The 14,326-nt window shown below is 34.7% G+C and carries 12 protein-coding genes; 6 read left to right on the top strand and 6 right to left on the bottom strand.

The genetic code is table 11. From position 1 onward, the window contains the following. Positions 1-78: 78 nt before the first annotated feature. The 3 genes from CD29_RS07280 (at position 79) to CD29_RS07270 (ending at position 2,017) form a co-directional block, all read left to right on the top strand. On the top strand, positions 79-519 hold the full coding sequence (locus tag CD29_RS07280) for a YtoQ family protein (RefSeq protein ID WP_036184775.1): 441 nt from the start codon (positions 79-81) through the stop codon (positions 517-519). 173 nt (positions 520-692) lie between these two features. Next, positions 693-1,652 (top strand): threonine ammonia-lyase, encoded by a 960-nt coding sequence (locus CD29_RS07275; protein WP_036184774.1) that lies wholly within the window; start codon positions 693-695, stop codon positions 1,650-1,652. Then, the gene (locus CD29_RS07270; RefSeq protein WP_036184773.1) at positions 1,649-2,017 is read left to right on the top strand and encodes a RidA family protein; all 369 of its coding nucleotides are present in this window, start codon (positions 1,649-1,651) and stop codon (positions 2,015-2,017) included. Before CD29_RS07275 ends, CD29_RS07270 begins: the two co-directional genes overlap by 4 nt. Positions 2,018-2,264: 247 nt before the next feature. On the opposite strand, the gene CD29_RS07265 is transcribed toward CD29_RS07270, so the two are convergent. The 5 genes from CD29_RS07265 to CD29_RS07245 all read right to left on the bottom strand — a co-directional run bounded on the left by CD29_RS07265 (position 2,265) and on the right by CD29_RS07245 (position 9,094). Continuing rightward, positions 2,265-4,541 carry an ATP-binding cassette domain-containing protein gene (locus CD29_RS07265; protein WP_036184772.1) on the bottom strand — a complete coding sequence of 759 codons (2,277 nt, stop codon included), beginning with the start codon at positions 4,539-4,541 and terminating at the stop codon, positions 2,265-2,267. Between the two features lie 33 nt (positions 4,542-4,574). Beyond that, positions 4,575-5,768 carry a diaminopropionate ammonia-lyase gene (gene dpaL, locus CD29_RS07260; RefSeq protein ID WP_036184765.1) on the bottom strand — a complete coding sequence of 398 codons (1,194 nt, stop codon included), beginning with the start codon at positions 5,766-5,768 and terminating at the stop codon, positions 4,575-4,577. Positions 5,769-5,829: 61 nt separating this feature from the next. Then, positions 5,830-6,708 (bottom strand): HD domain-containing protein, encoded by an 879-nt coding sequence (locus tag CD29_RS19955; protein WP_036184761.1) that lies wholly within the window; start codon positions 6,706-6,708, stop codon positions 5,830-5,832. Between the two features lie 172 nt (positions 6,709-6,880). Beyond that, the gene (locus tag CD29_RS07250) at positions 6,881-7,735 is read right to left on the bottom strand and encodes a hypothetical protein (protein ID WP_036184758.1); all 855 of its coding nucleotides are present in this window, start codon (positions 7,733-7,735) and stop codon (positions 6,881-6,883) included. A 360-nt stretch (positions 7,736-8,095) separates the two neighbouring features. Then, the gene (locus CD29_RS07245) at positions 8,096-9,094 is read right to left on the bottom strand and encodes a tRNA dihydrouridine synthase (RefSeq protein ID WP_081976175.1); all 999 of its coding nucleotides are present in this window, start codon (positions 9,092-9,094) and stop codon (positions 8,096-8,098) included. Positions 9,095-9,443: 349 nt separating this feature from the next. Here CD29_RS07245 and CD29_RS07240 point away from each other — a divergent pair, with 349 nt between their 5' ends. From CD29_RS07240 to CD29_RS07230, 3 genes are read left to right on the top strand one after another with little or no spacing between them, the layout of a single operon-like run. After that, positions 9,444-10,352 carry a DoxX-like family protein gene (locus CD29_RS07240; RefSeq protein WP_036184752.1) on the top strand — a complete coding sequence of 303 codons (909 nt, stop codon included), beginning with the start codon at positions 9,444-9,446 and terminating at the stop codon, positions 10,350-10,352. An 8-nt stretch (positions 10,353-10,360) separates the two neighbouring features. Next, complete coding sequence (locus tag CD29_RS07235; RefSeq protein ID WP_036184749.1) at positions 10,361-10,975, top strand: DUF4166 domain-containing protein; 615 nt, start codon at positions 10,361-10,363, stop codon at positions 10,973-10,975. Beyond that, entirely contained in the window at positions 10,962-12,578 is a 1,617-nt protein-coding gene (locus CD29_RS07230; RefSeq protein WP_036184746.1) for a YndJ family protein, read from the top strand. The genes CD29_RS07235 and CD29_RS07230 overlap by 14 nt, the downstream gene beginning before the upstream one ends. A gap of 230 nt (positions 12,579-12,808) precedes the next feature. Here the strand turns inward: CD29_RS07230 and CD29_RS07225 are convergent, their stop codons facing one another. Further along, positions 12,809-14,107 (bottom strand): phenylacetate--CoA ligase family protein, encoded by a 1,299-nt coding sequence (locus CD29_RS07225; RefSeq protein WP_036184730.1) that lies wholly within the window; start codon positions 14,105-14,107, stop codon positions 12,809-12,811. Between the last annotated feature and the right edge of the window lie 219 nt (positions 14,108-14,326).

The raw sequence follows: 14,326 nt of genomic DNA, 5'->3' as shown, positions 1-14,326 counted from the left end.
GATTTGTGTTCATTACTTTGAAAACCTTCACTAAATTAGATACTATTAAATAAAGTAAAATGTATTGGAGGAATTAGATTGGAACTTACTGTATATTTAGCAGGTCAGATTCATGATAATTGGAGAGAGGAAGTTGCTCAAAAAGCAAAGGAAAAGAATCTTCCACTTCACTTTGTAGCTCCACAAACTAACCACGATCGTTCAGACAATATTGGTGAAGATATTCTAGGAAAACAGCCATCAAACTTTTACAAAGATGATGCAGCTTCAGATATTAATAATTTCAGAACTCAAGTATTAATGCAAAAAGCTGATATTGTCATTGCCCTTTTTGGGGAAAAGTATAAACAATGGAATACAGCAATGGATGCTAGTACTGCAATTGCTATGAATAAGCCGACAATTATCATTAGACCCGACTCATTAATTCACCCGTTAAAGGAATTATCTAACAAAGCAAATGTCACTGTGGAAACGGTTGACCAAGCAATCGAAGTAATCAGTTATATTTTTGAATAATAGTACTTTGGAACAGCATGTAAAGATGTTTACACACTGTTCCTTTTATTTTTTATTCTTTAATCAAATCTCATAAATATGAAATTTTTAAATTAATCATTTTACAAATATCTATCAGAACCTTAATATTTGATTTATAGTTTAAAATATTCTGATTTTTGGAGGTTGTATCCATGCTCACATTTGAATCAATTCAGGAAGCACAAAAACGTATTTCTCCATATATCCACAAAACTCCACTCCTTCATTTAAGTAATTTAGATGCAGATTTTGGTTGCCAAGTACATGTTAAACTTGAGTCTTTCCAGAAAACGAACTCGTTTAAACTACGAGGTGCTCTAAATGCATTATTATCTTTACCAGAAGACGCATTAAAAAAAGGAATTGTTACAGCTTCATCAGGGAATCATGGTAAAGCTATTGCATATGCAGCAAAACTACTTGGTACAAAGGCTCACGTTGTCGTTCCAGAAAATACACCGAAAATTAAAATCGAAGGTATACAATCTTATGGTGCAGAAGTAATTTTGAGTGTTCCATCTGAAAGATTCCAAGTAGCGAACAAACTTAAGGAAGAAAACAATTGGAGCTTCATATCTCCGTTTGATGATTATGACATCATGGCTGGACAAGGCACAACAGGATTAGAAATAATGGAACAACTTCCAGATGTCGATGCTATTGTTGTTCCAATAGGCGGTGGTGGTTTAATTGGTGGATTAGCAACAGCAGTTAAAGAAACAAACCCAAACATAAAAATTATTGGAGTTGAACCAACTTTAGTAGCTCGCTATAGTACTAGTTTTGCAGCAGGTCAACCAGTTACCTTGCCAAATGATTCAAAATCCGTAGCAGATGGATTACAAACATTAAAACCAGGTGAATTAAACTATCCTGTGGTAAAAAAATATGTAGATGAAATCGTTACAGTGGATGAAGAAAACATCTTAAAAGCAACGAAGATATTATTAACTAAGGGAAAATTAGTAGCTGAAATTTCGTCATGTATTACATTAGGTGCGTTTTTACAGGGAGCGGTGTCATTTAATCCTAATGACAAAATTGTTTTATTTATTTCAGGTGGGAATATCGGAATGGATCAGTTTAGCAAATTTGAGGAGATGAGCATATGAGAGCAGTTACAGGTTCACCACGAGGTCATTACAGTCCTGCAATGATTAGTGGAAACACAGTTTACATATCTGGACAAACATCTGCAGATCCAAAAACAGGTATGCCTGTACCAGGTGGTATTGAAGCTGAAACAATAATGGCTTTAGAAAAACTGGAAACTGTATTAGAGAATGCAGGTTGTACCAAAGAACAAGTAGTGATGTGTAGAGTATATATTACCTCAGCAAACGATTGGGACTCTGTAAACCATGTATACAGCCAATTCTTTGGTGAACATAAACCTGCGCGCGCAGTAATACCTATACTTGAATTAAACAATGGATGTAAAATTGAATTAGAAGCGATTGCCGAATTAGTAGACTAAGATTTTACTCATATATATTTTCAACTTTGGAATTAATTTTTTGCTAGTTACTTTTTTATTTAACAAAAGGGTTTGAACTGTTTTGAGATACGACATATCTAGAATTACGTGAAACATACACTTAATTCTGGTTATGTCGTATGTCATTTTCTGTAGATAAGAAAAATGAAGATTTTCATGTTAGACAACAATCCAATACAACTTTTTAATTCGCAAGCTACACCAATTAGTATTTTGGTTGTTTTCTTCACACTTCATTTATTCCGTTCTTTAACCATTTTGAAGTCAATGTATCTGTTTTTATCATATCTTCTGGTGTGCCTTCAAACAGAATATGACCTCCCTGTTTTCCTCCACCAGGTCCCATTTCAATTATCCAATCGCTCGCAGCTATAAAGTCTAAATTGTGTTCAATTATGATCACAGAATTCCCTTTGTTTACAAGACCTTGAAATACTTCTAACAAGATTCCATTATCTTTTGTGTGTAGTCCTAGTGATGGCTCGTCTAATAAATAGATTTGTCCTTCATGTTGTAAATGGCTTGCAAGTTTTAGACGTTGAAGTTCTCCTCCACTTAGAGAACTTGTCGTCTGTCCTAAAGTCAGGTACCCTAATCCTACGTCTTTTAGCGTATTAATTCTTTTTATGATCTTTGGCATCGAAAAATAGTTCATAGCCTCATCAATTGTTAAATTTAGAATCTCTACGATATTTTTGTCTTGATAACAAAACTTAAGGGCTTCGTTTGAATACCTCGTACTACCACATGCTTCACACGGAACAGTCACGGGATCTGCAAATGCAACTTCTGGCGTTATAACCCCTTTTCCCTTACAGATCGGACATGCACCTAAGGAATTAAAGCTGAACAAACCGACTGGTTGTCCTGTTTCTTTTGATAATATGGAGCGAATATCATCCATAATTCCCATGTATGTTGCAAGTGTTGAACGGCTCGAGATGCCTATCGTGCCATGTCCAACTACTATTGTTTCAGGATACTTTTTCGTAAAAGCTTCTAACATTAGAGTACTTTTTCCAGATCCAGAAACTCCACATATAGAAACCAGCACATTTTTAGGAATATCTACGCTAATATTTTTTAAATTATTGTATCTTGCACGATTTATTTTAAAATAACTTTCTATCTTCCTAGGATTTTTGTTTAGCTTTAGAATTTGGTTTAAGGCTAATGCAGTAGGTGTGTCTTTTATTCCTTCTAGTCTTCCTTGATAAACAACTTCACCCCCGCTAACTCCTGCACCTGGTCCCATCTCAATAACTTCGTCCGCTGCTGTTATTACTGTTAAATCGTGCTCGATGACAATAACAGTATTTTGCTGCTCTTTTAGTCTTTTCATCATCTGTATTAACAGATATACTTCTTCCGGATGGAGTCCAGCACTAGGTTCATCAAAAATATAGGTCAAATTATTGAGACTGCTTCCTAAATGTCGAGCAATTTTTACCCTTTGAGCTTCTCCACCGGATAAGGTACCCATTTTTCTAGATAGGCTCAAATATCCTAATCCCATTTGAACGAGCTGCCAGATATGCGCAACTGCTTGTTGTGCTATAGACTTTCCTATCGGGTCATCTATGTTCTTTAGTTCCTCAAGTAGGTCTGTTAGTTCTAATTGGTCGTATTCTGCAATATTTAGCCCATTAATTTTACATTCTAATACCTTAGGATTTAGACCTGATCCTTGGCAGGTTGGGCATAGGCTTTGTGTCGATACTGCTAGAACATCTTCTTGTGATACTTCTTTTAACTTTGAAATATCTCTATTAATATATAGCCGAGTGAACCTTGGTAGTATTCCATCCCACTCATGAGGCTGGGGTCCATTTTTTGTATGAAACGGTGCAAAAACTCGTTCCCCTTCTTTTGGACCATATAATAACAGCTGGAGTTTTTCTTTCGGATAATCCTTGATTGGTTGATCCGGATCAAATAATCCTCCAGTTATCATCCATCTACCTTGCCAACCAGAAGGAGATAATGGCTTGAATTTCACGGCATATTCTCGAAGGGGCTTATCAAAATCCAGCATCTTATTTAGGTCTGGGGCAACTACCTCTCCATATCCACTACATTGTGGACATCTTCCAAAGGAACTTTGACTTGAAAAATCATTAGCAGAAGAACCTATGGATGGAAACCCTATTCTTGAAAATAAAAGTCTAATGAGCGGATTTATATCCATATAGGAACCAACTGTCGAGCGTGAATTACTTGTTATCTGCCTTTGCTCTACAACTACAACTGGACTTAAATTTTGCATAAGGTCGGCATGAGGTCTTTCATACCTTGGCATTTGATTTCTAACATAGAGTGGATAGTTTAAAGTCATTTGTCTTCTGCTTTCTGTTGCCAATGTATCAAATACAACCGAGCTTTTCCCTGAGCCAGAAAGACCAGAAAATACGATGATTTTTTGTTTTGGGATATTTAAATCTATATTTTTTAAATTATTTTCCTTAAGCCCTCTCAAAATGATTTCATCTTTCGATTCTGACATCGTACAACCCCTTCCTCTCTGGCTGATTGAAAGTTAGATAGAATAAGCTCCGTCCCAAACAATTTTTTTATAATTTTCAGCATCTGTATCTCCTTCTGTGCTGAAAAATAATAATCTTGAATCTGCATTAAGATTTAACTGTTCTTTTAAGTTTGAATATTCAGGTCTTCTTAATATTTCACTTGCTACTCCGATTCCAGCAGCCCCGGATTCACCCGAAATAACACGACGGTCATTATTTAATGGGTTTGCTAATATTCTCATTCCCTGTGCAGCAATACGATCGGGACATGAAATGAAGCCATCCGCATAATCCCTAAGGATTGGCCATCCTATACTACTTGGCTCCCCACAAGCTAATCCTGCCATAATTGTATCCATATCATCTGTTACATAATGCAACTTTCCATCGTTAGCCGCAGCAGTTCTAAAAATACAATCAGCTTTGTCAGGTTCTACTACTACAATAATCGGGCGATTTTCACCATATACGCTTGCAAAGAAGCCCTGAACTGCAGCCGCCATTGATCCAACACCTGCTTGAATAAAAATATGGGTTGGTATTTCATCCAACATACAGAGTTGCTCATAGGCTTCTAACACCATCGTTAAATATCCTTGCATAATTTTCTTCGGAATTTCTTCATAACCTTCCCATGAAGTATCCTGCACCAATACCCATCCATTCTTTTTGGCATTTTCAGATGCTAATCTGACACTACTATCGTAATTTACATCTGTAATCGAACATTCCGCTCCTTCAGCTAAGATATGGTTTAGCCGTTCAATTGAAGATCCTTTAGGCATATAAACAATAGATTTCTGCTTAAATTGCTTCGCTGTCCATGCTACCCCTCTTCCATGATTTCCATCTGTAGCTGTAACAAAGGTTAGTTCCCCTAACTTAGCTTTCACTTCTTCAGAAATCAACGCGCTATATGGGAGTTCACTAATATCCATTTCTAATTGTGCTGCTAAATAGCTTCCAATTGCATAAGAACCTCCTAAAGCTTTAAATGAGTTGATACCAAAACGATAAGATTCATCCTTCACAAAGACTTTCCCTACATTTAGCTCTTTTGCTAAATGATCTAATTCTGCAAGTGGTGTAGGTTGATAATTTGGAAAACTCTTGTGAAATCTCAGTACTTTTTGAGCCTGCTCTAATCCTAAGAAGTTGATGTCTGTTTTAGAGCTAGCTTTACGATCGTACTTAATCATTTGCATTTAACATTCGCCTCACTTTACATCATTAATTTTAGTTCTAGAGAATGGATTCTAACGTAAATCAATATTCCAAATTCAATAGATTTTTCCTAACGTGTTTATATAATTCTTCATTTGACCAGTGCATTTTGTTTTGGAGTGCGATACAAAATGCCGCAAGAAGGAAAGGTCCTTCTGAATTTGACTGAAACTCAATTCCTCTAGATTGAAGATCATCTAATTTTGCAGTAATCTCATCGGATTCGGATTGATTGCGATAAATTGTATCCGCCTCTTTTACTAATTCTTTCGCAAAATGAATTAATTGTTTTGATTCTAAATTTGTTTCTATAACATCATCCATGTGTAGATATGCACAAGTAAATAGAAGTGCGATTTCTTCTGTGGAGAGAAATTCAAATGATCCAAAAACTCCTTTTATTTCGTACTCTAATTCACCAATCATTTTAAATTCTCTTTTTCTATGAGATACGGCTTTCACAATACTAGCGTAGTACCAGTGCTGATCGCGTTTTCCTCGATTAAAACGTTGCCAAATGATGTCTCCACTCAGGTTGAGGTCAGTACGGATTGATTTCAAATTATGCAATTTGTCAGCAATTATCACCTGGAGTTCTTCTACAGATGCATCTTTTAACCTATGAATTGTATGTTGTTTTCGTTTTTCCCAAGGCAAACTTTTATCATTTTCAGATGCAGCTAAAACAAGGTTTGCCACACGAACACCAAACGTTTCAGTTAAATCTTTAAAAGAAGTTTCAGTATCTTCTAGTGTGTCATGTAAAATCCCTGCAGCAATTACTTCTTCTGAACATTTAGCTTTTTGCAACAGCATTCCTACAGCAAAAGGATGGGTAATATAAGGAATCTCCGTCCCTTTTCTAGTCTGATCTTTATGCGCTTTTGCAGCAAAATTTATTGCCTTTTCTATTAAATCCAACTTGAACCCATCCTTCCGTATTGCAGATTCTACTACTGATTACGATAAGCCTATTTCAAATATTTTACAATCGTTACATAATATTGGCGAAAGAAAACCCTCGATAACGCCGTATAAAAGGCATTATCAAGGGTTGCAAATTTTATGGTTTTCATCGTTCCAAATCTAACGTCTACATTCGCTTTAATGCACCATTAGGTTCAGGTAACTCTTGTGCTAATATCTTATTCATTTTACAAAAATGTTTAAAGAACTGTTGCGCAAGCTCTTGTTCCATTGGGTCAGTTTTCAACGAAGCTATATCACGCAAAATTTGTGCCATCCATACATTATCGAAATAACGGTATTTCCCAGTATTCCATGTCATCTTATCCGGTGATTTTTCATTTACATAATAGTTCCAAAATAGCAACTGATCAGATTCTTGTTCTGTAAGTTGGAGTTTGTATTTTGAATGAGCTGGAATAAATCCATCTTCACAAAGCTTACCGATAAAATTCTCATGCACCATATAGACACCCAGGATACGTCTGTCTTTTTCAGGCACGCTAGAATCTACTGCAGTTAACAAGACTGCACTATTTTGGTGTAAGCGAATCGGTTTATTTGGTTTCCCTTTGTTATTACCACTTTTGATTTCCCCTGAAAAGACCTTCCACTCAGAAAGTGAGCTAATCTGTTCTTCCTCGTCACACCAAAAAACCATTTGTGATTCTGGATGGAGTTTATGGTTTTTCATCAGCTTTTCATGTTCCAAGCGAAGTTCATGATTTTGTCTTAGTATTTTCTTTTCTTCTTCCTTTCTTCGTTCTTCTTCTTTTCGTTCCATTTCCTTATCCTGTATAATTTTCTCAAGTGTATTTGCAACACTTGGATCATGTAGTTTAAGATGCTTTTCAAATACATCTGGAAACACAAACTTTTTGTTTTCCGAAGCGAAATGTATTTCAATACTTGTTTCATTATGCTTAACTATACTACCCGTGCCAAAACTCTTGTGTGTAACTTTTTTATTGATTAGATTCATTATTCTAGTCCTCCTTGAGAATGAAAACTTTGTTACATAAAAATTGCAATTCGATAATTCAACTAACTTCTTTTAAAGCGCACACAACTGTTTGAATTTTTACTTTGGGAAAAATATTAAAAAACGTATCCATCATCTACTTGCAGAAAAACATCAAAACCAGAATACGATTGAAAAACAATTGATAAAGTTATTATAACATTTTTCTGATAATTTCACAAATTTCTTGTTGACAACACATTTTACCAAGAGGTAAAATGAAATTTTGTTCTCTGCACTTGCTAAAAATTGTATTTAAAAAAGGCTCCCAAAAGTATTGTGAAACTTTTGAAGCCCTTTTATTTATGTGATAATTTTTTTCTACTCTCCCGTCACTTCAAATTTCTTTTCAAAGTGATCTAGCATTGCTCGCACTTCATCAGTTGACTTTGTGCTCATCAATTGATTTCTCAATTCACTCGCGCCTCTAAATCCTTTTACATATATTTTGAAGAAGCGATGGAGTGCTGTGATGGAACGTGGTAATTCTTCTAAAAACTTATCTTGCAGATCCAGTTGATATCTAAGTAGTTCAAGGTACTCCTTAGGACTATGTTCTTTTGGTTCCTTTTCAAAGGCAAATGGATTTTTAAAAATACCGCGCCCGATCATAACCCCATCAATACCATATTTTTCAGCGAGTTCCAAGCCTATTTGTCGATTAGGGATGTCTCCATTGATAGTTAGTAATGTATTTGGTGCTACTTGATCACGAAGTTTTTTAATCTCTGGAATGAGCTCCCAATGGGCATCTACTTGGCTCATTTCTTTTCTTGTACGAAGGTGAATCGAAAGATTAGCAATATCTTGTTTTAATATATGTGTTAGCCAGTCATGCCACTCCTCTATATTCGAATAACCAAGTCGTGTTTTTACACTAACAGGTAATCCTCCTGCTTTTGCTGCTTGTATGATATCTGCAGCGACTTCTGGACGAAGGATTAGGCCACTTCCCTTTCCTCTAGATGCCACATTCGGCACAGGACAGCCCATATTAATATCGATTCCTTTGAATCCCATCTCCGCCATTCCGATACTCATTTGGCGGAAATATTCCGGCTTATCTCCCCATATATGCGCTACCATTGGTTGTTCATCTTCTGTAAAAATTAAACGTCCACGTACGCTTTTTTGACCTTCTGGGTGACAATAACTCTCTGTATTTGTAAACTCAGTAAAAAACACATCTGGCCTACCAGCTTTACTTACGACATGGCGAAAAACGGTATCAGTCACATCTTCCATAGGTGCAAGCACAAAAAATGGTCTTGGTAATTCACGCCAAAAATTATCTATCATGTTAAATTCAAATCCTCTCATCATAATCCCAAATTCAAAATCTTCAACAAAATCTGAATGATTCTATTTTATTTTTCAACTTATATCATGCTTAATAAATAACTATTAATTATAACTACACTTCAGTAATTAAAAGTTTGTAAAAACTATTTTTTGAAAATCACAACTGTTTATTTTAACAGATAACCGACCTAAATGGCATTCCTTAACCTTTTTAGTAGTATCCAATTATTGGAAAAGAATCCTTCTAGAAGTAATTAATAATTCGGTTCATAAACAACCCCAAAATTTTTAAACACCCATGTTATACTAAAAACATATGTATTTGGTAACTTTTTCAACAAATAGGAATAAAGGTGGGATGAGCATAATGAAAAATAAGCCTGTTTATGTTGAAATTGAGATTCAAACCCAGATGGACAAATTATGGAAAGCAACTCAAACACCGGAAATGCATGAACAATGGGATCTTCGATTTTCTTCAATTACATATTTACCAAAGAAAGAAAATGAACCTCAACATTTTTCATATAAACGAAAGATTGGATTTGGACTAGAAGTAGAGGGATGGGGAATTACTGCCGGTAGTCATGACGGTAATAATGGTGAACGAACATCGTCATTACATTTTGGAACGGAAAATACCATCTCACCGATTATGGAAGGAAAAGGGTATTGGAAGTATGTTCCGAACAACAGCCAAAACTCTATCACATTTTTAACGCAATATGATTATGATGTGAATTTTGGTAAATTTGGTCGCTTATTAGATCTGCTAATGTTTCGTCCAATGATTGGTTGGGGAACTGCGCTTAGTTTCGATGTGTTAAAAAGATGGATGGAAAAAGAAGAAACTCCTTCTTCTCAATATTTTCGCTTTTTCACAAACTGGTTCATTACAATCCTTTTTAGCTTTATATGGCTTTATCATGGACTTATTCCAAAGCTTTTTTACATGCACCCAGATGAAATCTCAATGGTGAAAAGCTTAGTTTCGGTTTCTCATGAAGTTGCCTCTTGGATTGTTATTATTACTGGAATCTGCGAAGTAATTTTTGGATTACTCTGGTTACTGTATAAGAATAAAAGAATACTATTTGGTATGCAGGTACTAATATTCCCACTACTCACTATTACAGCGATACTAGCGCAACCTAGTACATTGATTCATCCTTTTAATCCATTAACATTTAATTTTAGTCTTTTGTTAATTTCATTAATAGGCTATTTTGTAAGTAAAGATCTACCTTCAGCAACTACTTGTAAGAGAAAGAGATGAAGTGATTGATGTCAATATTTATAAAAGTATTAGATAAACAATTTGATAGGTTGCACCCTATGTTACAAAAGAGATATCGATTTCCAAATAACGCACCTTTTCATGCAACAGGTATTATGAAAACGATTAATGGGGGACCAAAAATTCTCTATCCATTATTTTCGTTAGGTACAAAAAACAAACTCCTATTCCCTGAACAGGGAATAGATATCCCTTTTACAATTATAAATACTCCCATAGTTGGTCCAAATGGAGAGGAACAAATCCATTGGGAAAGAACCTTTTATTTTGGAAAGAAGAAACGACATTTCAATGCACTTATGAGTTTGGACTCTAAACGAAACATAATTAAAGATTACTTAGGTGAGCCAAGTGTAGTCTATTCAGACTTAGTGTTTACTGTTTCTTCCGATGGAGGTTTAAAAATTGAATCTAGAAAACAACGATTAGTCCTAGGCAGAATTGAGATTCCTTTACCTAAACTTTTTCAAGGATTAGCGACTGTCAAAGAAAAATATAACGAAGAAAAAGGCTCTTTTGAAATAGCAGTGGATGTGCGAAATCCATTAATCGGTCATATTTTCTCGTATAAAGGAGAGTTCAGTGCACATGTACTGGAATAACTGGACACTTCTTTCGATTATTTTGTTTTTAGTTGCTGTTGTTTTTGGACAAGATTCTCCTTATTTTTTAATGCTAACAGTGGCGCAGACTGTCTACGTTCCACTTATTTTACAAATGATTACTAAGAAGGATGATTGGTTTAGCCGTTATTACACTTACTTTGCCTTCCCGGCTTATATTTCTGTAATTCTATTACATATAACTCATCAATCATTATGGGATGGTTTACTTGCAGGGATTTATTTGCTATTTACTTGTATCGTAGCTGTCTATGGGGTTAGTAGATTTCTAAAGAGGGGCTTTATTCGATTTGAGGAATTTTCTATTGATCTGGCACTGGTATATTTATCTATCGGTGGAATGTGGTACTTTGCACACATTACCCATATCGATACCGGATTTTCTCCAATGATTACTTGGCTTACTGCGATACATTTTCATTACGCAGCATTTTTACTTCCTGTTTTTGTAGGTTTCCTTGGTAGGCTTTATAAGCCACGATTTTATACCTTCGCTGCAGGTATTTTATTAATCTCACTTATGCTTTTAGCCATCGGAATTACTTTTTCAGTGTGGATTGAATGGGTGTCAGTTGTGTTTTATATGATAGGAATCTACATGATTATTTACTATACTTGGCGGGCCCACTTTGCACGTAGATTACAAAAAGGATTCATCCTATTATCATTTGGATCATTAGGTGTGACCATTTTGTTTTCATTCTTATATGCCTTTGGGCGGTTAACAAGCAACTTTTCGGTTAGTATTGACTTTATGCTTCAATTTCACGGTTTCTTAAACTGCATATTATTTGCTTTACTAGGCGTTATTGGATGGTCGATATTCATTCCTCTAAAAAAAAAGGAAAATTGGACATTCCCTATTAGTAAAGTACGAGGAACAATGGTTATTGGTGAAAATATTCTTCCTAAACTAGTAGATCAAGAAGCAACAGCTACATTTAAAGGGTTAGTAGATGAAATGCATGTTTATGAGCCACATATCAATATAAATACACTTTCACCAACGATTCGTGATTTTTATGAAAATACAATCGATTACCAGCTTTATGCTACTGTTCAATGGAAGAATTGGTTTAAACCTTTTGCTGCCGTGTATCATTTAATTAGCTCACAAGTTAAACAAATCAACCTCCCTTTATCTAATAAAAAAGTGGAGATGAGTGGTGACATCCTTAAAATCAATGAAGAATTGGATGGACGAAGAAGCCCCAGAGCTTGGGTAAGAAAAATAAATAATGATGTTACCTTTATCGCTTTATATTCATGGCACAAAACAAATGATCGAAACTTTATGAACATCGCTCTCCCCCTTCCATGGTCATCCATGCTTGGGATATTAGAGTTAAATCAAATTGGCAATGAGCTTCAACTATCAAGCAAAAAGTCTGATTCCAATTCTGATGCGGGCATCTATTTAGTATGGAATAAACACCTACTATCATTACCAATTGAAGAAACTTTTCATGTGAAAGAAACGCACGAAGGTAACCTTTATGCAGAGCATCAAATGTGGATCTTTTCAATTCCATTTTTGAAAATTACGTATCATATAGAGCAATTGGAACAAAAGGACAGTTAATTATTTCAATCAAAAGAAAATGTACTGCACTCCAAAAGTTAGAGTAAATAAACTAACTTTTGGAGTGTTTTTTATGAAGAAAATTAGTGGAGAATGGAAATACGTTCCTACTAGTAAAATAGGATTTAGTTTAGTAGGTTAATCTCCGGAAGATAGGGTTTGACTATAAAAAATTTAACAATCGTATTAACTGCTTGTTTAACGTAATTTTATTCCGGCTAATCACATAGTTACTGCAAAATTTGAGACTGATGTGTACTTTTCTTTTTATAATTACTTATTATATACGGTCTTTTCCCTGATTTTAACGCTGTTATTTCATCAACTATTTTAATTTTCGGTTCTTCCCCTAATATCTCTATAAATCTATTCGTAATTATGTGTTTATCTCTATTATCAAATTCGTTATTGACTACTAATAAAAGGGTGTTTTCACTTAAAGAGTCCTGAATAAATTGAAATTGTTTTATAGTATGAAAATTCCTCAATGAACCATTTATAGCGAAAGCTGATACAGCTTTCCCATGTATATCATAAATTGTATCAATTTGACGACCTACAATTGATTCCAAGACTATTCCTGTAGGATAAAAAGAACAATTACTTTTTCCACCGTAAATTGCAATATCACCCGTGTCAAAACGAATCAAAGGCAGATTATCTGAAAACAAATCTGTAACAACCACTCTGCCAGATTCGCCAACTTCAACAGGCATATTATCCTCTAATCTTAATATTTCAACTATATACCCTGTATCATTGACGTGAAACCTACCGCATCGAGGACAAGATGTAGCTAATACGCCAAATTCTTCTGTAGAATATCGACTAATTGGCTTTACTCCAAATACTTTTTCCATTATTTCCGCATCTTTTTCTTTCAGGGATTCTCCCGTGCACACAATCCCTTTTAAATGGAAATTTTGTTTATTAAAATTAATTTCATTAGCTTTTTGTGCAATAGCTGAAATTGAAGAAGGATAACCAATAATTCCAGTCACACGTTTTTTATTTAATATATTCACTTGTTCTTCTAACCACTCGTCAGAAAGGTGCTTAGGATTCATTAATACTTCATTTTGCAAAAAAAGTTTAAGTTTTGACTTTAGATTCGTAACTCTAACAAAGGCATGATAATCACCAACATCAATGTTTGCCCAATTGTTATAAAAAATCACTTCTGCATTTTGCCTATATTTTTTATTTTTAGACAAGTAAAAAGTCATAGGTTGACCAGTCGATCCTGAAGTGGTGGTGATCACAGCTTCCTTTTTATCAAGTTTGTTAGATAAAAAATCTTCATATCTTTCTCTTAAAGTGGCTTTTGATATAATTGGAAATTCTTCAAATGTATTATATTCAGAATAAAATTTAGTATTGTTTTTTGCGACACTAAGTATTAACTCTAAACGCTTTGAAGCAAGTGTGTCTTTTTCTTCATCACTAAAATAAAATTCTCTTATAAACTCTTTGACAGGACTTGATTTTATTTTTGAAATAATATTATATCCTATCTTTCTTAAATTCATAAACTACCACACTCCATATTCATAGTAGGTATTTATACTTGAAAGAAAACGAAGTACCTGAGTATATGGTATGAAGATTTGCTGAAGTTGGAGACAGGTGAAGATAAAAGAGTGAATTTTAATGCCTAACAAAAGCATGAAACAAAAATTGACAGGTATGAGTCCAGTACAATACTGTCTTCATACCTGCCAATTAGCTGCATAAAATAAAACTCTAAC

Origin of the sequence: Ureibacillus manganicus DSM 26584, from assembly GCF_000772945.1 — a bacterium.
Taxonomy (GTDB): domain Bacteria; phylum Bacillota; class Bacilli; order Bacillales_A; family Planococcaceae; genus Ureibacillus; species Ureibacillus manganicus.
The sequence above is the reverse complement of the archived record's forward strand: the minus strand, read 5'-3'. Positions and strand labels throughout refer to the sequence as shown.